An 18783-nucleotide genomic window follows, 5' to 3' on the forward strand; every position below is an offset into this window, starting at 1 on the left:
GACGTGGAGGACGGCCGACGGCCGCCCTCCTTCTTCCCCCGTCAGAAGTTGAACGGGGTGTTGGCGCTGATGGCGACGGCGCCGGTGACGTTCTTGCCGCCCCCGTTCAGGAGGCAGTTGCCCGTCACCGCGAGCGAGCGCCAGTCGCCCGTCAGGTAGGCGGCGTCGGCCACGACATTGCCGACGAAGGCCATGTCGGCGTCCGTGCCCGCCACCAGCGACACCGGGACGCCGAAGAAGCCGCCGGTGATCTTGCTCCAGGTAGGGTTGTGGAGCGTGAAGCCGGTGAAGCCGCCGACATTGATCCCGCTCATCGACAGAGCCTTGTAGCGGGTGGCCGCGCCCTGGGTGAAGAAGTCGCCCGTGCTCGCGCCCGTCCAGCGGCCGCCGATGATCGACAGGGCGACGATCTCGGACGTGCCGCTGTCGATGATCGCCGACCTCACGTTCTCGGAGTTCCAGTTGACGAAGGTGTAGATCCCCGTCGCGCTGGCCAGGTTGAAGAAGCCGAGGACCGTGGCGGTGTCGCCGGCCCCGGCCGCGGTCGGGAAGGCGTTGACGTCGACGAAGCTGACGTCGTTGGCCGAACCGCCGATCTGGACGAGCACGTTGGGGATCACGCCCTCCTCGCCGCCGTTGAGGCCGAAGTCGCTCTGGGCGACCTTGATCCCGGCCGCCTCCTCGATCCGCATGTAGGCCAGCGGGCAGACCGAGGTGGAGATGTTGGTCGCCTCATAGCCGATCGAGATCGCCGAGGCGCTCGTGCCGGTGATCACCCGGCCGAAGGCGTGGCGGCTGGACAGCACGCGCTGCTCGCGGCCGTAGTTGAAGCTCTGCCACAGGATGCCGATGCTGTCGGTGCGGATCGGCGCCGAGGTGGTCTTGGCGCGGATGACGGCCAGGTCGCGCAGGGTCACGAAGCTGGGGCTGATGCTCGCCCCGCCGATGCGCAGGCCGACCACGACGTCCGGGTCGGGCGAGATGACCGAGCCGTAGATCCCGCTCTGCGAGGTCGAGACGAACGGATAGCCGCACTGGGAGTCGCCGCACAGCGTGACGCCGTGCTTTTCGATCACCAGGGTGGCCGTGGTGCGGTAGGTGCCCGAGGGCAGGTAGACCTGATTGACGCCCGACGCGTTGATGGCGGCCTGGATGGCGGCCGTGTCGTCGGTCACGCCGTCGCCGACGGCGTTGTAGGGCGCGTTCTTGACGTTGATGATCATTGGAAATGCCTTGAAATAAAGGATCTGAAAAAATCCGCCGCCGCCCGATCGGGCCGTCGCGTCGGCATCCGCAGATTGCATCGCGGCTGCGACAGGAACGGTCGCGTCGGATCAGGCGGCCGCCCCGCCCCAGCGCCCCGCGACTTCCCGCGCGATCCGTGCTAAGCGCCCGGCCAACGAAATTCACGAGAGTTCCATGGCCCTGAAAGTCGCCATCGTCGGCCTGCCCAACGTCGGCAAGTCCACCCTGTTCAACGCCCTGACCCAGACGGCGTCGGCCCAGGCCGCCAACTATCCGTTCTGCACGATCGAGCCCAACACCGGCGAAGTCGCCGTGCCGGAGCCTCGCCTGGACGCCCTGGCCAAGATCGCCGGCTCCAAGGAGATCATCCCGGCCCGGATCACCTTCGTCGACATCGCCGGCCTGGTGCGCGGCGCTTCGAAGGGCGAGGGCCTGGGCAACCAGTTCCTGGCCAACATCCGCGACTGCGACGCCGTGGCCTTCGTGGCCCGCTGCTTCGAGGACGGCGACATCGTCCACGTGGAAGGCCGCATCGACCCGCTCAGCGATCTCGAGATCATCGAGATGGAGCTGATGCTGGCCGACCTGGAGAGCCTGGAAAAGCGCGTTCCCGCCCTGGAGAAGCGCGCCAAGGTCGGCGCCGACAAGGAAAGCGCCAACACCCTGCGCCTGGCCAATGTCGCGCTGGCCCTGCTGCGCGAAGGCCGCCCGGCCCGCGCCGCCAAGATCGACGCCGACGACGAGAAGGCCTGGCACATGCTGCAGCTGCTGACCTCGCTGCCGGCCCTCTATGTCTGCAACGTCGACGAAGGCAGCGCCGACAAGGGCAACAAGTACAGCGACCTGGTGACCGAACGCGCCGCCAAGGACAACGCCAAGAGCGTGGTCATCTCGGCCCAGATCGAGAGCGAGATCGCCCTGCTCGACGCCGAGGAGCGCGCCGAGTTCCTGGAGACCCTGGGCCTCGAGGAGCCGGGCCTCAACCGCCTGATCCGCGAAGCCTACAAGCTGCTCGACCTGCAGACCTATTTCACGGTCGGCCCCAAGGAAGCCCGCGCCTGGACCATCCATGTCGGCGACACCGGCCCGCAGGCGGCCGGCGTCATCCACACCGACTTCGAGAAGGGCTACATCCGCGCCGAGACCATCGCCTTCGAGGACTTCGTCAAGCTGGGCGGCGAAAACGGCGCCAAGGAAGCCGGCAAGATGCGGGCCGAGGGCAAGGATTACGTCGTCAAGGACGGCGACGTGATGCACTTCCGCTTCAACGTCTGATCGCAGGCTTGAAATAAATCTCGCCATGGCCGAGCTTCGCCGCGTTCAGGCGGAGTTCGACCGGGCGTGAGATCGCGGATTTTGTTGGGCGCCCTGGCGCTCGCGCTTCAATCGTTCCCGGCCCTGGGCCAGGAGATCCTGGCGCCCGTCCCGCGGCCGACCGGCGGTGAAGCCGTCCATGCCCTGAAGAGCGACGGCCCGCCGGAGGTTCGCCCCGCGAGCCGCGCGGTCGCCGGCGATGTTCTGCTCGCCCTGCCCGTCCGCCACGCCCTGACCGGCGTCCTGACCCTGGACGTCCAGCGCGACGGCCGCACCGTTCTGCCGGCCGGAACCCGCGTCTTCGGCATCCGCAACGCGTTCGTCCGCGTGACGCAGACCAAGGACCAGCGTCGCCGGGGCGTGTACGGCGAGGTGCAGCCGGGCGGCAACCAGACCACATGGTGCGTGGCCGCGCCCCGCGATCGCCAGCGTCGCGAGACGACCTGCATGCCGATCATCGGAGGCCTCCAGCGCTGGGTCCCCGCCTCGCCCTGGATCTATCCGAAAATCCCGACCCTGACGCCCAAGACGCCGATGGTCGCGCAGGTCCTCGTCGAGCCTGGCCCGATCGAAGGCCTGCCGCCGCTGCGCCTGGCCTTCACCTTCGCCGGCTGGACGGCCGAGGGCGCCAAGGTCGATGTCACGCTCGACGCCGGAGACGGACCGGCGGCGATCGAGCGGCGCATCCTGATGCCGGGCGCGGACGGCGCGGCGACGCTGCTGGCCCTGGACGGCCGAATGCGACTGCGGCCCGTGCCGGGCCGGCCCGACGCGGCCGAGGTCGATATCGTCACGCCGCCCCCCGCGACCGCCCAGCCGGGATTCTGAGTGATGCGACGCCCGGACATCACCCTCGCGCTCCTGCTGCTGACCGCCCCGGCGCTGACAGCTTGCGGCACGGCCACGGCCCAGCCGCCAGCGGTCCAAGGCTCGGTCGACCGGATCGTGATCGAGAAGGCCGCCCACCGCATGAGCCTCTATGCGGGCCAGCGGCTGGTGCGCACCTATAAGGTCTCTCTGGGGGCCGGCGGCCTGGCGCCCAAGACCCGCGAAGGCGACCGGCGCACGCCCGAGGGCGACTACCGGATCACCGGCCGCAACCCGAACAGCCGCTATCACCTGTCCCTGCGCATCGGCTATCCGACCCCGGCCCAGGTCGCCGCGGCCCGGGCTGCCGGCGTCTCGCCCGGCGGCGACATCATGATCCACGGCCTGCCCAACGGCCGCGGCGCCCTGTCGGCGCTCTACGCGGGCCGCGACTGGACCGACGGCTGCATAGCCGTCACCGATCCCGAGATAGAAGACGTCTGGACGCTGGTGCGCGACGGCGCGGCGGTGAGGATCACGCCGTGAGCCAGACGATCGACACCTCCTCCGTCGTGATCCGCCCCGACCTGAAGCGCATCGTGGCCATGCACGCCGCGCTCGCGGTGATGCTGGCCGCCTTCGCCGGCGTGGCGGCCTGGACGCAGGCGTTCGACGCCGATGCGATCTGGTCCTGGAAGGCCTGGGTCGCGAAGGCGTGGTCGTGGCCGATCTCGGAGACGGCCTGGTTTTCGCTGCTGCCCCTGGCGATCGCCGCCGTCCTGATCGGACGGCTGCCCTTCGTCCTGCGCGACAAGACGCCCCGCCTGATCGTCGCCTTCGACGGCATCCGCTGGCGCGAGGGCCGCGACGGACCGCTCTACTTCCTGCCCTGGACAAGGATCGCCTCGGCCGTCGTCCGGTCGCACGAAGAGGAGGGCGAGAGCCTGCGCCTGATCCTGGGGGAGCCCCCCGCCCTGGAGCGGGTCGCCTCCGACTGGTACGGGTCCGCGCCCGTCGACATCGATCTCGATCATCTCGACATCGAGACCCGCGACCTGAAGGCCGAGATCCACCGGCGCGCACCGCACCTCTTCGCGCCAGCCGCGCGGCGCGGGCGATGAGCGAGACGATCGAGGCCCCGCGCCTGCCGCTCGCCGTCCGGCCGTCGCTGCTGAAGCCCTGGATCGGTTTCGGGTTCGCCGTCGTCTTCATCGTGGGCATGTTCCTGGTCGGCTCGGAGACCCTGAAGCCGGCCGCCATGCTGCTGGGGGGAACGTTCCTCGTGATCGTGGCGCTCGTCAGCCTCGTGGGCATGCTCGATCGCCGGCCCCGCCTGGTGCTCGACCATGACGGCCTGCATTGGCGGACCAACCCCGGCAAGCCCCTGCGCTTCACCCCGTGGAGCCAGTTGCGCAGCGTCGGCTACCGCGCCGACCTTCGCCATCACGACACCGGCTGGCTGGAGCTGGACATCACGGGACCCGAGAGCGTGCGGGCCTCGATCTCGCTGAGCGGCCAGAGCCCGTGGGGCCAGGACCTGCCCGACATCGTCCGGGCGATCGCCCCGCACGTCTCGCTGATCGAGTTCGACGACTGAGCGCCTTGACCGGAAGGGCGGCGCGGGTCTGGATGCGCGCCAAACCGAGCCGGGAGCCGCCCATGTCCGACACCATCACCCTGACCTCCGCCGTCGACGGCTTCGCGTTCTCCGCCCTGCACGCCGCGCCGCAGGGGCCGCGCAAGGGCGGGGTGGTGGTGATCCAGGAGATCTTCGGCATCGACCAATACGTCCAGGCCGACGTCGCGCGCTGGGCCGCGCGCGGCTACGAGACGATCGCGCCCTCGCTGTTCGATCGCGTCACCCCGGGCTACGTGGCCGAGCACGATCCGGAGGGCTTCCAGAGCGGGATCGCCGCCGTCGGCCAGGTGGGCTTTCCCGCCATGCTCTCGGACATCCAGGCCTGCATCGACGCCCTTAAGGACAAGGGCCCGGTGTTCGCCGTCGGCTACTGCATGGGCGGCTCGCTGGTATGGGTGGCGGCCTCGAAGCTGGAAGGCCTGGCGGCCGGCTCCAGCTATTACGGCAGCCAGGTGGGGGCCAACGCGGCCCTGCCGCTGAACTGCCCGGTAATCGTCCACCTGGGGGCCAAGGACGGCCATATCGACGCCGAGGCCGTCAAGGCGGCCGTCTGGACGTCGCATCCGGACCTGCCCGTCTACGTCTATGAAAACAGCGGCCACGGCTTCAACAACGACGGCCGCCCCGACAGCGACCTTTCCGACGCCGAACTGGCCCGCGAGCGCACGGTCGCGCTGTTTGAGGCGAATGGAGCCGGCGCATGACCACCGCCGGAACCCGCATCGCCCTGGCCGATCGCGAGGGCGGCCCGTTCAGCGCCTGGCGCGTGCCGCCCGGCGAGGCGCGGCGCGGGGGCGTGGTGGTGCTGCACGCCATCTGGGGGATCACCCCGCACATCCGCGAATTCAGCGAAAGCCTGGCCGAGCACGGCTACGAGGTGATCGCCCCCGACCTGCTGGACGCCGCCGACGGCGCCTGGCCGGAGGTCAACACCGAGCCGGCCATCCTCGACGAGCGGATGTCTCTCGGCGAACAAGCCGGCTGGGGCGCGGCCTGCCTGCCGCGCGTGCAGGCCGCGATCGACGCCCTGGAGGGTGGGCCGGTGTTCGTGATCGGCTTCTGCTTCGGCGGCACCACCGCCTGGCTGGCGGCCACGCGGGCGACCGGGGTCACGGCGGTCTCGGCCTTCTACGGCGGCGACATCGTCAGGTATCGCGACGAGACGCCGAAGGTCCCGACCATCCTGCACTTCGGCAAGACCGACGAGATGATCCCCCTGGCCGACGTCGAGGCCATCGCCGGGACCCATCCGGACCTGCCGATCTTCCAGTACGAGGCCGGCCACGCCTTCGTGGCCCCCAGCGGCCACCATGCCGACAGCGCCCGGCTGGCGATGCTGCGCACCCTGCAGCTCTTCCAGCGCTCGGGCGGGAGCAAGGGGGAAGCCTGACGGCGGGTCAGGCCTCCCCCTCTCCCGGACGCGCGCCCCCACGCGCGTCGACGAGCTCGTTGCGGAAAGCGCCGGTCAGGCCGGCGACAGTTCCGCGATCACCGGCGGTTCCTCGCCCTGCTCCACCGCTCGCATGTCTCCGTCCTTGGGGGTGAGGTCGCGGACCTGGATCCTGGTCTCCACCGGATTGACGCCGGTGAAGACGCCCGCCACCTCGAATGCGCGCGACTCCACGCCCACTCCCTGCCCGTGGAACAACAGGCGAGCCGTGAACGGCGCCCGCACCCTCGCGTGGCGAACCAGCGCCTGGTAGCTGTAGACCCTGCCGGGCGGCACATGGACCGCGACCTCGACCCGCTCCTCCGACACCGTCTGATGCGGATCCGGATCGTCCAGCCGGGTCGGCGCCATCTCGCGCTCGACGCAGTCCCCCTGGTCGGTGAGCACCACGCCGACCGAGACCTCGTCTTCATGGATCGTCGCGCCGGCCAGGCGCTCGCGATCGGCCGGCTCCAGCCTGCAACCGCGCTCGGAGAGGCAGGTGCGGATAAGGACGATGCGCTTCTCCAGCGGTTCCGCGCCGGCGCGATTGTCGACGATCAGGGCCGGGTCCGCCGGGGTCGGCGGCAGGTGCTCGGCCACGGCCCGGTCGAGGTCGTAGCGAACGTACTGCAGCGCGATCACACCGGCCTCGGTCGGCAGGAGCCAGCATTCCTGGGGCGCGCCGTTCTCCCAGCGACGCACGCCGATCCGGCCCGTCTTGTCGCCGCCGAAGACGTTGAGCTTGTATTCCCAGTCCATCTGGCTGTTGAGGCAGGTCCAGAAGCCCAGGGTCTCGGCCCGCCAGCGCTGGGCGAGGTCCGGCTGGCCGGGCGGCGCGGCGAAGATCAGCGCCTCGGGACCGTCGATGGCGACGTCCAGGCCGCTCGGCCCGCCGCGCCGGACCTTGCAGGTCAGGGCCAGGCCGCTGGCCACGTGGCGCAGCAGGGCGCCGCCGCGCCGATCGCGCTCGGCGACCCAGCGCTGGCCGGGTGCGCCCAGCAGCGGCGCCAGAACCAGCTTGCCCGCCTTGTCCAGCGACAGCGCCAGGCCGGTATGGTCGAGACTGGAGACGATGAAGAACGGCTCGTCCGGAAACAGGATTTCCTGGGCCATGGCGCGCCTCCCCGATCAACCCCGAAGGGCGGGTTTAGCAATACCCGTAAAATCTGTAAGTGGCCGCGACCCAAAATGGGTATTACTCCGGCCAGCCCCCCCCCGCTCAGCCCCACCCCCGTTCAGCGTCAGATGTCCGCTTCCCCGCCCGCGACCGCCGTCCTGCCGCTCGACGACCACCGCTTCTGGGCCGTCGCCCGCGCCAGCCTCGAGCATGTGCGCGACACGGTCGAGATCACCCGCGGCGACCACGAGCTGCTCGACGCCCTGATCCTGACCGCCGCGCTGGACGCCAACATGGCCCCGGTCAAGCGCGCGCCCGACCTGCGCCAGGCCTATGGCGGCCCCAGCGTCTCGGCCCCGGACGACCTGCGCCGGCCGGTCAGCGTCAACGCCGTGGCCCAGTCGCTGAACCTGCCGTTCGAGACCGTCCGCCGGCGGGTGCGCAGGCTCGCCAAGGCCGGCCTCTGCGTGATCGGCCCGCAGGGCATGGTCGCGCCCCACAGCCTGACCACCTCGCCGTCCTATGTCGCCGACCAGCGGGCGCGCTACGACCGCGCCCGGCGCTTCTACGAGACCCTGAAGGCCCTGGGCGCCCTGCCCGCCTTCGAAGCCGTGGCCGCGCCTGGAGCCGAGCCGCCGGTGCGCGCCGCCAACTGGGCGCTCTCCGAATACACCCTGCGCGCCTGCGCCGACCTGATCGCCCTGACCGGCGACGTCGTGACCAGCCGCGTGCTGATGGAACTGGCCCTGGCCAGCGCCCGGCCGCTGTCGACCGAGGCCCTGGTCGCCCAGGGCGGCGCGCTGGTCGGCCGCCCTGTCCGCGCCGCCACCCTGGCTGCCGCCCTCAACCTGCCGCGCGAAACCGCCCGCCGCCACCTGGCGACGCTGGAGACCCTGGGCTTCTGCCGGCGCGACAAGGACGGCGTCGCCGTGACCGTCCCCGACGCCCTGCGCCCCCGGCTGGCGGAACTGGCCCGCGCCAACCAGAGCAATCTGCAGCGCCTGCTGGGGAACCTGGCGCGCGCGGGGGCCACGGCGGACTGGGAGGGGCGGGTCAACCGCGCGGAAGGCCCCTGAAGGCCCCCGCGCCGGTCGTTCAGAGGAAGAAGTCCGTCGGGGACAAGGTCAGTTGCGAACCGACCGTGCCGTCGACCAGCACGTTCTGGGTGAACCCGTGGCCCGTCGAGCTCCAGATGGTGAAAACACCCTGTTCATTGCGCCAGAGCAGGTCGGCCAGCCCGTCGCCGTCATAGTCGCCCGAGCCCTGAATTCGCCAGCTCGAAGAGACCGATCCGTCGACATAGACGTTCTGCTGGAAACCGGACCCCGTGGCCTGCCAGATGCTGAACGTGCCGCCCTCATGGCGCCAGAGCACATCGGTCATGCCGTCGCCGTTGAAGTCGGCGAGCGCGCCCACGCTCCAGGCCGAACTCACCCGATCGGTCGGCGCACGCGCGGTGAAGCCCGCCTGGTCCGAAATCCAGACCGACAGCGCGCCATCGGCGTCTCGCCAGATCAGGTCGTCACGACCATCGCCGTTGAAATCTCCCGAGCCGAGAAGGTTCGCCGCCGGGTCCTTGTTGGTGACAAGGACGTTTTGAACGAAGCCGTCGCCGGCTGCGCGCCATTCCGTGATCGTACCACTGGCATGTCGCCAGATCAGGTCCGCGGCCCCGTCGCCGTTGAAATCGCCCGTGGCGGCGAGCGCCCAGGCGTTCGACACGCTGCCGTTCACCACGACGTTCGGCGTGAAGGAGTCGCCGTTGGCGCGCCACACCGTGAACACGCCGCTCGCATGGCGCCAGAGAAGATCGGTCGCCCCGTCGCCGTTGAAATCGGCGGTCGCCGTCAACTTCCAGTCCTGGCTGACGCCGCCGTTCACGTAGCTGTCCCGTTCGACCGAAGGCAGCGACAGGCTCCAGGTGGCGAACGTCGATCCTCCACGCCACAAGAGATCGCTGGCGCCGTCGCCATTGAAGTCGTTGGCGGCCGCACGCGGCGCGAGGATCAGGTCCACGCCGTTCACGGCCTGGACGGCGACGATACGATTCGAATCGCTTTGTTGGATCTCCAGGCGCGAACCCGCGCCATAGGTCAGGACGCCATCCTCGTAGGTGAAGCTGAACGTCGCGAGATCCGCGCCTGAAATATGAATGCGGTCATCGCGGGTGAACCCGACGATGGTGTCGCCGTCGAGCTCGTCGGCCCGGCCCTGGTAGGTGTCGGCGCCCGCCCCGCCCTCCAGGATGTCGGCGCCCAGGCCGCCCGCCAGCGTGTCGTCGCCGCCCAGGCCCCGCAGGTGATTGTCGTAGACGTTGCCGATGAGCGTGTTGTTCGCGGCGTTACCGACGCCGTTGCGCGCGCCCAGCCCGGCCGAGGGATCACCGCCGACCAGCAACTCCAGTCGCTCGAAATTGTCGAGCAGGGTGTAGTCGACATAGGTCCGGACCGTATCGACGCCCTCGCCAGCGCGCTCCACCAGCGTGTCGGCGACGACGGCGCGGTCGTAAAAAATCTCCCGGCCGATGACATAGGTGTCGTCGCCGAGCCCTCCGGTCAGAACATCCGCGTCCCAGCCGCCGTCCAGGGTGTCGTCGCCGTTACCGCCGATGAGGGTGTCCGCGCCCGCGCCGGCGTACAGGTTGTCGTCGCCGTCACCACCGTCCAGGACATCGTCGCCATCGCCGCCGTCGAGTTCATCGGCGCCGCCGCGACCCTCCAGAAGGTCGTTTCCGCCCCAGCCCCGCAGGAGGTTGACCCCGTCGGAGCCGCGCAGAATGTCCCTGCCGTCGGCCCCTTCGGCGTTCTCGATCCCGCGCAGCGTCAGCGAGGCCACGGCCGCGCTCGTCAGGGTCTGGTCACGCAGATCCACGGTGACCACACTGGACAGGGTCGTAAGACGCAGCGTGTCGACGCCGGCGCCGCCGTCCACCTCGCCGCCAAGGGCGCCGATGAAGAAGACGTCGTCGCCGTCGCCGCCGTCCATGACGCTGAAGCCGTCCTTGCCGTCGAGCGTGTCATTGCCGCCGCCCCCGACCAGGCGGTTGGAACCGCGCCCGCCGGAGAGGTAGTCGTCGCCGCCGCTGCCGATGATTTCGTCGTTTCCGGAGCCGGCGAAGACCTGGACGGACTCCAGCCCGGTCACCGATCCCACCACGACGCCATTGACGGTGTAGTTCTGCACGAGGCTCTGGTTGGAGGCCGTGAAGAACAGATTTCCGGTCTCGTCGGCGAGGGCCAGAAAGCCCATGTCGACGCCCGCGCCGCCGTCGAAGGTGTCGTAGCCGCCCGCCGTTGTGCCCGAAGCGCCGCCCCAGGAACCGCCGACAAACGTGGTCCGGCCGGAGAACAGCTTGTCGTCGCCCGCCCCGCCGATCAGCACGTCGTCGCCCTGGCCGCCGGCCAGGACGTCGTCGCCGTCACCGCCGTCCAGAATGTCGTTGGACGGGCCTAGCAGCGGATCCCCGAACACGTTCTCGCCGTGCAGGGTGTCATTCCCGGCGCCGCCGTACAGGGTGTCGTCACCCTGCAGGCCGATTATGAAATCATCGCCGCCCTGACCGTTGATGGTGTCGGCCGCAGCCGTCCCTGTCAGCTGATCGGCGCTCTCCGCACCCGAAATAACGGCCACTCAAACCCCCAACCTACACAAGAAAACTCTGGGCCGGATCTAAACAAGGTTGAGCTCGACTTGGCAACATCCGCTGGAGCAGGATGGGCGATGAAGGCGCGGACGTCGCCGTCGACGGCGGCGTCGCCCAGGTCCAGCCGCGGGAGCCTGGTTCCCCACGCAGAAACGCCGCCCGGTCTCTCGACCGGACGGCGTCAACGCCCGCGAGCGGGCGTCTCTTGCAAGGGCGCGTGACGAGCGCCGAAACCGCGAACACTTTCGGCCGTCACGCGCTCAGCCCTTCACGCACACCACCTGGCGCAGGGTGTGGACGATTTCCACCAGGTCGCTCTGGGCGGCCATGACGGCGTCGATGTCCTTGTAGGCCATCGGGGTTTCGTCGATCACGCCTTCGTCCTTGCGGCATTCCACGCCGGCCGTGGCGGCCATGTGGTCGGCCACGGTGAACCGGCGCTTGGCTTCGTTGCGGCTCATCGCCCGCCCGGCCCCGTGGGAGCAGGTGCAGAACGAGTCCGGGTTGCCCTTGCCGCGCACGATGAACGACTTGGCGCCCATCGAGCCGGGGATGATGCCCAGCTCCCCGGCCTTGGCCGACACCGCGCCCTTGCGGGTGAGGTAGACCTCCTTGCCGAAGTGCTTCTCTTTACTGACGTAGTTGTGGTGGCAGTTCACCGCTTCCTCCGTCACCACCAGGTCCGGGAAGTGCGCGCGCAGCACCCCCAGCACCTCATGCATCATCACCTCGCGGTTGGCCCGGGCGTACTTCTGGGCCCAAGCCACGGCCCGCACGTAGTCGACAAAGCCGTCGGAGCCCTCGGCGAAGTAGGCCAGGTCCTCGTCGGGCAGGTTGACGAACCAGCGGCGCATCTCGTGCTTGGCCCGCTCGATGAAGAACGTGCCGAAGCGGTTGCCCACCCCGCGCGAGCCCGAGTGCAGCATCACCCAGACGTCGCCAGCCTCGTCGAGGCAGAGCTCGACGAAGTGGTTGCCCGTGCCCAGCGTGCCGAGGTGCCCGTAGCCGCGCGGGTGGCCGGCCTTGGGGTTGCGCGCGACGACGTCGTCGTAGCCCTCCTTCAGCTCCGCCCACTTCGCCGCGGCGATCGCCGGGGGCTCGGTCTGCCAGGCGCCCTTGTCGTTGCGCCCGCCGTTGTCGGTGCGGCCGTGCGGCACGGCGGCCTCGATGGCCGAGCGCACGCCGAACAGGTTGTCGGGCAGGTGCTCGGCGCGGATCGAGGTGCGCACCGCCATCATGCCGCAGCCGATGTCGACGCCCACGGCGGCCGGGATGATCGCCTTGTAGGTCGGGATCACCGAGCCGACGGTGGCCCCCATCCCCCAGTGCACGTCAGGCATCACCGCCACGTGCTTGTGGATGAACGGCAGGCTGGCGACGTTGCGCAGCTGCTTGAGCGCCGACTCCTCGATCGGCACGCCTTGGGTCCACGCCTTGATCGGCGCGCCTTCGCTTTCGATGTGCGTGAAGCCGCTCATGGGCTTCTCCTTTCCAATCCGCCCCTCCCGGCGTCATGGTCGGAGGAATTTCCGCGCAAAACGAAAAACCCCTCCGGCCAAGGCCAGGAGGGGTTTTTCCGTACTTCCCGAAGTCCGCTTGGACCTAGGCCGTCTTCCCCTCCGACACGCGCGCGTCATTACCCTCGACCTGGCGGTCCAGTTGGTAGCTGACGGTCATGACTGGGGCTTTGCGCGCCATGGTCTTCGAAGTCCTCATCGGGAGGCGGGCGATTACAGGGTTATGCGAACCCGCGCCAGAGGCCGCGCGAGCGGCGCGCGCGGAAGTTGCGGGCGGTGTGGTAAATTTGTCCCTCTCCCCTTGCGGGAGAGGGTGGCCCCGCGGCGCGGGGTCGGGTGAGGGGTCGATGACAAGATCCTCCCCCTGAAGGGGGAGGTGGCCCGAAGGGCCGGAGGGGGAAGCACATGCAGACGTCGCGGTGTCGCTGATTCAACAGCGACTTCCCCCTCAGTCGCTTCGCGACAGCTCCCCCTTCAGGGGGAGCATCCTGGCGCTCAAGCCAGTTCCGGGCCGTCCGAGAGCGCTTCGCCGATGGCGCGGGCGCAGCCGGGGATGCCGAGGGCGCCGATGAACGACAGGGCCACGGCGCAGACCAGCATGATCGGTTGGAAGATGCGCATGCGTTTTTCTCCACCTCTGAGCCCGCCTCGCCCGCCGGGGGTCGGCCGCGGGGTTGATAGACCGCCGTCCAGGACGCTTAAACCGCTAGCGTGACGTTTGTTCCGGCCGGCTCGCCGGAAAACTCAGCATGCGGCATAATTGCCTCAAACTTATGTCACTGGTCGAGGTTGTAGGCCAGCCTCGAGGTCTCGATCCGCGCGAGTTTGTCGTTCAGCGGCGCCCAGTCGTCGGCCTCGGCGATCGGGGCCCACAGGGCCTCGACCTCGTCGATCAGCAGCTCCTCGGGCTCGGTTCGTCCGAACACGGGGTTTTCCAGGCGCTCCGGACGATCCGGCTCGAAGCCGGAGAGGCGGGCGCGGAAGTCGGCGAAGACCGGGTCCTGGTAGAGCGCGCCGCGCGGCCCCTCCAGGGCGCGCCGCTCCGAGGCCTCGCCGCCGAACCAGTCGAAGAAGAACGGCTCCCAGCGCAGGGCCTCGCCGCCGGCGAGCTTGGTCCCTTCCGCCAGGGCCTTGAAGGCGGCGTTGACCAGCTCGACGTCGGCCTCCTCGCCCCGGCTCTTCACGGCCAGACGGGCGACCATCGCTTCGCGCAGGCCCTCGCGATAGGCGGCCGAGAAACCGTTGAGGGCGGCGATCAGGCCCGACTGGTCGGGACAGATCAAAACGAGGCAGGCGGCGAGCTGCTGCAGATTCCAGAAGCCCGCCTCCGGCTGGCGGCCGAAGCTGTAGAGGCCCGAATGGTCGAAATAGGCGGCCGTGAAGTTGGGATCGTTGCCTGGCAGGAAGCGCCAGGGGCCGTAGTCGAAGCTCTCGCCGGTGACGACCATGTTGTCGGTGTTGAGCACCCCGTGCACGAAGCCGGCGGCCATCCAGCGGGCGACCAGGCGGGCGGTGCGGGTCACCACCTCCTGGAACATCGCCGTCGGTCGGTCGGGGGCGTCGATCAGGTGCGGGAAATAGGTCTCGACCACGTGGTCGACCATCGCCGAGATCAGGTCGGCGCGCTCGAAATAGGCCAGGCGCTGGAAGGTGCCGAAGCGGATGTGGCTGTGCGAGAGCCTGGTCAGCACCGCCGAGCGGGTGGGGCTGGGCTCGTCGCCGCGGGTCAGGGCCTCGCCGGTCTCGACCAGGGAGAAGGCGCGCGAGGTGGGCACGCCCAGGGCCTCCAGCAGGCCGGCGGCCAGGATCTCGCGCACCCCGCCCTTCAGCGTCAGCCGGCCGTCGCCGTGGCGCGACCAGGGCGTCTGGCCCGAGCCCTTGGTGGCCAGGTCGAGCAGGCGGTCGGTCCCCGCCTCCCTAAGCTGCGCGAACAGGAAGCCGCGACCGTCGCCGAGCTCGGGATTGTACGAGCGGAACTGGTGGCCGTGATAGCGCATGGCCAGGGGCCGGGACTGGTTGTCCGGCAGGGCCTGGAATCTTGCGAAGTGGGCGATCCACTCGGCGTCGGTCAGGCCCGCGAGGCCCACGGTGGCGGCGGCGCGATCGTTGCGGAAGCGCAGGATCGTTTCAGGAAAGTCGGCCGGGGCGACGGGGTCTGCGAACTCGCCCGCCTGCGCGACGAGGTCGGCGAATCGGGGATCGGGGCGATAGCGTTCTAAGACCGGCATCTGCGCCAGATGCGCCCGGCGCCGCCTGCGCGCAAGAAGTCCGCCCTCGTCGCGCGGTTTTAAGAAAGCGCGGATGTTCACATAACGCTGTCGCAGTTTCGCAACAGCAACTCCCGATCCGTGTTCCAGCAAGGATTTCGCTTGCCGAGCATCCGGACCGCCCATAACCATTGGCTGTCCATTCGAACAATCGTTCGGGTGTAGGCCAATCAAAAAGCCGGCGGGGGCGGTGCAAGCGCTCTCGTCATAACGAACCGAGGTAGGAAATGCGCTTTACCCAGGTGCTTCGCGGCACGGCCTCCGCCGTCGTGCTCGCGGGCGTCGCCGCGATCGGCGTCGCCCATGCTCAGGACACGGCCGCGGCGGCCGCCCAGGAGCCCGAAACCCTCACCGTCGACAGCATCATCGTCACCGCCCAGAAGCGCGAGCAGAACCTGCAGGACACCCCGGTGGTGGTCACCGCGGTCGGCGCCAAGCTGCTGCAGGACACCGGCGTCAAGGACATCAAGGACCTGACGATCCTGACCCCGGGCCTGACCGTGACCTCGACCACGTCGGAAGCCTCGACCACCGCCCGCATCCGCGGCGTCGGCACGGTCGGCGACAACCCCGGCCTGGAAAGCTCGGTCGGCGTGGTGATCGACGGCGTCTATCGCCCCCGCAACGGCGTGTCGTTCGGCGACCTGGGCGAAATGGAGCGCATCGAGGTGCTGAAGGGCCCGCAAGGCACCCTGTTCGGCAAGAACACCTCGGCCGGCGTCATCAACATCATCACCAAGGAGCCGGAGTTCGGCTTCGGGGCCAATGTCGAGGCCACGGTCGGCAACTACGACGCCAAGGGCCTGGCCGGTTCGATCACCGGTCCCCTGTTCGGCAGCGACAAGTGGGCCGGGCGCCTGTACGCCGCCGCCCGCAAGCGCGACGGCTTCAACACGGTGGTGACGGGCGAGGGCCCCAGCACCGAGAAGGAAGACGCCGACCAGAACTTCTACACCGTGCGCGGCCAGCTGCTGTTCGTGCCGGACGACAACGCCACCTTCAAGCTGATCGCCGACTACACCAAGCGCGACGAGAACTGCTGCGGCGCCGTGCAGATCCGCACCGGCCCGACCTACGCCGTGGTCAACGCGCTCAGCACCGGCACGGGCATCGCCAATCCGGCCGACCCGTTCAAGCGCGTGGCCTATTCCAACCGCGGCTCGCCGCAGGAAGTGGAAGACAAGGGCATCTCGCTGCAGGCCGACATCGACCTGCCGATCGGCACCCTGACCTCGATCAGCGCCATTCGTAACTGGCGCACCGACACCGGCCAGGACAGCGACTTCACCGCCGCCGACATCACCTACCGCGCCAACGACGGCACCAACTACGCCGAGTTCACCACCTACACCCAGGAACTGCGCCTGGCGGGGAACACCGAGCGCCTGAACTGGCTGGTCGGCGCCTTCCTGGCCGACGAGCGCCTCGACAACGAAGCCAACTTCAAGTTCGGGGCCGACTACGAAGCCTACATGTCGACGATCATCCTGTCGGGCATCGCCAGCTCACTGGCCACCGCCGGGATCACCGTCAACCAGGCCAACAGCGCGCTGTTCGCCTCGCAGGTGACGGCCCTGACCTACGGTTCGTCGTTCCCGACCGGCACCGGCCTGCACGACACCTACAACCAGCGCTCCAAGACCGTGGCGCTGTTCACCAACAACACCCTGAAGGTCACCGACGCCTTCGATATCACCCTGGGCCTGCGCTACACCGCCGAGAGCAAGGACCTGGACACCTACCAGACCGGCTTCGCGCCGGGCTGCGCGGCCCTGCTGACCACCGCCGGCCAGACCCGCGTCGCCCAGCAGCTGGTCGCCCGCGGCGTGCCCGCGGCCCTGTTCGCCACCTCGACCGGCACCACCCTGGTCTCGACCGTCGTCGGCAACATGTGCCTGCCCTGGGCCAACCCGGCCTTCAACGGCCGCGGCACCCAGCAAAGCCGCACCGACCGCGAGTGGACCGGCACGATCAAGGCCTCCTACCGCTTCAACCCGTCGGTGTTCGCCTATGCCTCGGCGGCCCGCGGCTACAAGGGCGGCGGTTACAACCTCGACCGCACCCAGTCGTCGAACGGCACGCAGAGCGGCGGCAACGGCGTGGTGCCGATCTACGACACCTCGTTCCCGGCCGAGTTCGTCGACAGCTATGAAATCGGCGTCAAGAACACCCTGTTCAACCGCTCGGTGCTGCTGAACTTCACGGGCTTCTACCAGAAGTTCACCGACTTCCAGCTGAACACCTTCCTGGGCACCTCGTTCGCGGTGCGCTCGGTGCCGGAAGTGACCTCCAAGGGCGTCGACGCCGACTTCCTGTGGTTCACCCCGCTGCGCGGCCTGACCATCCAGAGCGGCCTGACCTACGCCAAGACCGAGTACGGCGACCAGGCGATCCCGAACGACCCGAACAACGCCCTGTCGCTGCTGCCCGGCAGCCAGGTGTCGTTCGCGCCGGAATGGTCGGGTTCGGCCTCGATCAGCTACAGCCACCCGGTCGGCGCGACCCTGAAGGCCAAGTACAACATCGGCGCCAAGTACGTGTCGGACTACAACACCGGCTCGGACCTGTTCCCGCTGAAGCACCAGGACGCCTACACGGTGGTCAACGCCCGCATCGGCATCGGCGACGCGGACGACAAGTGGACCGCCGAACTGTGGGCCCAGAACCTGTTCGACGAAGAGTACTACCAGGTGGTGTTCAACGGGCCGCTGCAAGGCTCGTCGGGCCTGTCGGCGACCTCGCCGACCTACGCGGCCTCCAAGGACACCATCACCTACGACGCCTTCCTCGGCGCGCCGCGCACCTACGGCGTGACCCTGCGGGCGAAGTTCTGATCGACGGTCGGCCGGGGCCCGACGACGGCCCCGATCGACCTGGGGAAACACGGAAAGGGCGGCCTTCGCGGGCCGCCCTTTTTGGCTTTCGGCTAGACGGCGACACAACTTTCCGCCCGAGCCAAAATCCTATTACTGGTTGATTGCGCTTGCGAAGCTTTACCTTAGGTGCGATTGCGCACCATGGCCAATCCGATAACGGCTACCGCGACCGTAGCCACACCACACCCGGACCAAAGCGCCGCAACGGCGACTGCAACCGTCGGCGTGCTCCCCAAGGCTCCAGACATCGCAACCTACGCGCCGTTCTTTACGGGCTTCGCCGCAATCGTCGCCTCGATCATCGCGGGCCGCTTCGTGATACGCAGCATCAAGGCCAATAGAGAAAATTTGATCGATCAGCTGAATACGCAACGCGACATCGCTGAAAGGGCTCAAAGCCTTCAGAGGGAACTGGCCGCAAGGGCGTCGTGGGCCAGCGTCGTCTCTACGAACCGACAAAAGTGGGTAGACGCCCTCAGGGAAGATCTGGCCGAATTCATTGCCGCGGACACCGTTCTCGTCAATGACATCTCCGGGGAAGAGAATTCCATAACGCGCCTCGAAACGGGAAAGCGGCAAGAAGTAGTGGCCCAGGCCTCGATCACGCGCCGTACCTATTACCGCCGCATACAACTTCGCCTGAACCCCAAAAAGTCGTCGCATGTCGACCTCTGGAACGAAGTCGTCGCTGTCTCAACGGCCAGGGACCAGGCGCACAAGGACGCCATGCAGCGCTTGATCACGAAGGCTCAAGCGCTACTGCGAAACGAGTGGATGCGGGTGAAATCGGAAGCATCCGGAGCGACAGCGCCGATGGCCGCCGACTTGCTTTCGTCCACGAACGTCCCATCGTAACCCAATAGCGCCGTCGCGGCGGACGCCCAACGAAAGGCGGTGGGTCGGCCACGGCATTTTCGCTCCGCACG

General features: G+C 68.7%; 16 protein-coding genes. 10 read left to right on the forward strand and 6 right to left on the reverse strand.

What is annotated here, in order from left to right:
* Positions 1 to 41 precede the first annotated feature (41 nt).
* Positions 42 to 1223, reverse strand: coding sequence for a glycosyl hydrolase family 28-related protein (locus AC07NS_RS02785; RefSeq protein WP_494601265.1), 1182 nt, complete (start codon positions 1221 to 1223; stop codon positions 42 to 44).
* 196 nt (positions 1224 to 1419) lie between these two features.
* Here AC07NS_RS02785 and ychF point away from each other — a divergent pair, with 196 nt between their 5' ends.
* The 7 genes from ychF to AC07NS_RS02820 all read left to right on the forward strand — a co-directional run bounded on the left by ychF (position 1420) and on the right by AC07NS_RS02820 (position 6395).
* The gene (gene ychF / locus AC07NS_RS02790) at positions 1420 to 2520 is read left to right on the forward strand and encodes a redox-regulated ATPase YchF (protein ID WP_494601267.1); all 1101 of its coding nucleotides are present in this window, start codon (positions 1420 to 1422) and stop codon (positions 2518 to 2520) included.
* Positions 2521 to 2586: 66 nt separating this feature from the next.
* The gene (locus AC07NS_RS02795) at positions 2587 to 3387 is read left to right on the forward strand and encodes a hypothetical protein (protein WP_494601269.1); all 801 of its coding nucleotides are present in this window, start codon (positions 2587 to 2589) and stop codon (positions 3385 to 3387) included.
* A gap of 3 nt (positions 3388 to 3390) precedes the next feature.
* Complete coding sequence (locus AC07NS_RS02800) at positions 3391 to 3912, forward strand: L,D-transpeptidase family protein (protein ID WP_494601270.1); 522 nt, start codon at positions 3391 to 3393, stop codon at positions 3910 to 3912.
* Positions 3909 to 4487 carry a hypothetical protein gene (locus AC07NS_RS02805; protein ID WP_494601272.1) on the forward strand — a complete coding sequence of 193 codons (579 nt, stop codon included), beginning with the start codon at positions 3909 to 3911 and terminating at the stop codon, positions 4485 to 4487. The genes AC07NS_RS02800 and AC07NS_RS02805 overlap by 4 nt, the downstream gene beginning before the upstream one ends.
* A complete protein-coding gene (locus tag AC07NS_RS02810; protein WP_494601274.1) occupies positions 4484 to 4963 on the forward strand; it encodes a hypothetical protein in 480 nt (159 codons plus the stop codon). The genes AC07NS_RS02805 and AC07NS_RS02810 overlap by 4 nt, the downstream gene beginning before the upstream one ends.
* Before the next feature lie 62 nt (positions 4964 to 5025).
* Positions 5026 to 5709 carry a dienelactone hydrolase family protein gene (locus AC07NS_RS02815; RefSeq protein WP_494601275.1) on the forward strand — a complete coding sequence of 228 codons (684 nt, stop codon included), beginning with the start codon at positions 5026 to 5028 and terminating at the stop codon, positions 5707 to 5709.
* Entirely contained in the window at positions 5706 to 6395 is a 690-nt protein-coding gene (locus AC07NS_RS02820) for a dienelactone hydrolase family protein (protein WP_494601277.1), read from the forward strand. The genes AC07NS_RS02815 and AC07NS_RS02820 overlap by 4 nt, the downstream gene beginning before the upstream one ends.
* A gap of 75 nt (positions 6396 to 6470) precedes the next feature.
* On the opposite strand, the gene AC07NS_RS02825 is transcribed toward AC07NS_RS02820, so the two are convergent.
* Positions 6471 to 7550, reverse strand: a complete 1080-nt coding sequence (locus AC07NS_RS02825) for a hypothetical protein (protein WP_494601279.1) — start codon at positions 7548 to 7550, stop codon at positions 6471 to 6473.
* A gap of 132 nt (positions 7551 to 7682) precedes the next feature.
* On the opposite strand from AC07NS_RS02825, the gene AC07NS_RS02830 reads away from it, so the two are divergent.
* Positions 7683 to 8630, forward strand: coding sequence for a helix-turn-helix domain-containing protein (locus AC07NS_RS02830; RefSeq protein WP_494601281.1), 948 nt, complete (start codon positions 7683 to 7685; stop codon positions 8628 to 8630).
* A gap of 19 nt (positions 8631 to 8649) precedes the next feature.
* Here the strand turns inward: AC07NS_RS02830 and AC07NS_RS02835 are convergent, their stop codons facing one another.
* From AC07NS_RS02835 to AC07NS_RS02850, 4 genes are all read right to left on the reverse strand, one after another.
* The gene (locus AC07NS_RS02835; protein WP_494601282.1) at positions 8650 to 11184 is read right to left on the reverse strand and encodes an FG-GAP-like repeat-containing protein; all 2535 of its coding nucleotides are present in this window, start codon (positions 11182 to 11184) and stop codon (positions 8650 to 8652) included.
* Positions 11185 to 11457: 273 nt separating this feature from the next.
* The gene (locus AC07NS_RS02840) at positions 11458 to 12675 is read right to left on the reverse strand and encodes an RtcB family protein (protein WP_494601284.1); all 1218 of its coding nucleotides are present in this window, start codon (positions 12673 to 12675) and stop codon (positions 11458 to 11460) included.
* Positions 12676 to 13209: 534 nt separating this feature from the next.
* Positions 13210 to 13335, reverse strand: a complete 126-nt coding sequence (locus AC07NS_RS02845) for a hypothetical protein (protein ID WP_494601286.1) — start codon at positions 13333 to 13335, stop codon at positions 13210 to 13212.
* Between the two features lie 155 nt (positions 13336 to 13490).
* Positions 13491 to 14942 (reverse strand): protein adenylyltransferase SelO, encoded by a 1452-nt coding sequence (locus tag AC07NS_RS02850; RefSeq protein ID WP_494601287.1) that lies wholly within the window; start codon positions 14940 to 14942, stop codon positions 13491 to 13493.
* Between the two features lie 266 nt (positions 14943 to 15208).
* Here AC07NS_RS02850 and AC07NS_RS02855 point away from each other — a divergent pair, with 266 nt between their 5' ends.
* Complete coding sequence (locus AC07NS_RS02855) at positions 15209 to 17815, forward strand: TonB-dependent receptor (protein WP_494601289.1); 2607 nt, start codon at positions 15209 to 15211, stop codon at positions 17813 to 17815.
* 183 nt (positions 17816 to 17998) lie between these two features.
* The gene (locus tag AC07NS_RS02860; protein ID WP_494601290.1) at positions 17999 to 18712 is read left to right on the forward strand and encodes a hypothetical protein; all 714 of its coding nucleotides are present in this window, start codon (positions 17999 to 18001) and stop codon (positions 18710 to 18712) included.
* The last annotated feature ends 71 nt before the right edge of the window (positions 18713 to 18783 follow it).

The organism is Caulobacter sp. GW821-FHT10A10, from assembly GCF_059415745.1.

Bases quoted from the DNA above. Each gene is read 5' to 3' on its own strand.
- AC07NS_RS02850 (WP_494601287.1), bottom strand. From the start codon at position 14,942: ATGCCGGTCTTAGAACGCTATCGCCCCGATCCCCGATTCGCCGACCTC.
- AC07NS_RS02830 (WP_494601281.1), top strand. From the start codon at position 7,683: ATGTCCGCTTCCCCGCCCGCGACCGCCGTCCTGCCGCTCGACGACCAC.
- AC07NS_RS02810 (WP_494601274.1), top strand. From the start codon at position 4,484: ATGAGCGAGACGATCGAGGCCCCGCGCCTGCCGCTCGCCGTCCGGCCG.
- AC07NS_RS02820 (WP_494601277.1), top strand. From the start codon at position 5,706: ATGACCACCGCCGGAACCCGCATCGCCCTGGCCGATCGCGAGGGCGGC.
- AC07NS_RS02840 (WP_494601284.1), bottom strand. From the start codon at position 12,675: ATGAGCGGCTTCACGCACATCGAAAGCGAAGGCGCGCCGATCAAGGCG.
- AC07NS_RS02855 (WP_494601289.1), top strand. From the start codon at position 15,209: ATGCGCTTTACCCAGGTGCTTCGCGGCACGGCCTCCGCCGTCGTGCTC.
- AC07NS_RS02845 (WP_494601286.1), bottom strand. From the start codon at position 13,335: ATGCGCATCTTCCAACCGATCATGCTGGTCTGCGCCGTGGCCCTGTCG.
- AC07NS_RS02825 (WP_494601279.1), bottom strand. From the start codon at position 7,550: ATGGCCCAGGAAATCCTGTTTCCGGACGAGCCGTTCTTCATCGTCTCC.
- AC07NS_RS02785 (WP_494601265.1), bottom strand. From the start codon at position 1,223: ATGATCATCAACGTCAAGAACGCGCCCTACAACGCCGTCGGCGACGGC.
- AC07NS_RS02815 (WP_494601275.1), top strand. From the start codon at position 5,026: ATGTCCGACACCATCACCCTGACCTCCGCCGTCGACGGCTTCGCGTTC.
- AC07NS_RS02860 (WP_494601290.1), top strand. From the start codon at position 17,999: ATGGCCAATCCGATAACGGCTACCGCGACCGTAGCCACACCACACCCG.
- ychF (WP_494601267.1), top strand. From the start codon at position 1,420: ATGGCCCTGAAAGTCGCCATCGTCGGCCTGCCCAACGTCGGCAAGTCC.
- AC07NS_RS02800 (WP_494601270.1), top strand. From the start codon at position 3,391: ATGCGACGCCCGGACATCACCCTCGCGCTCCTGCTGCTGACCGCCCCG.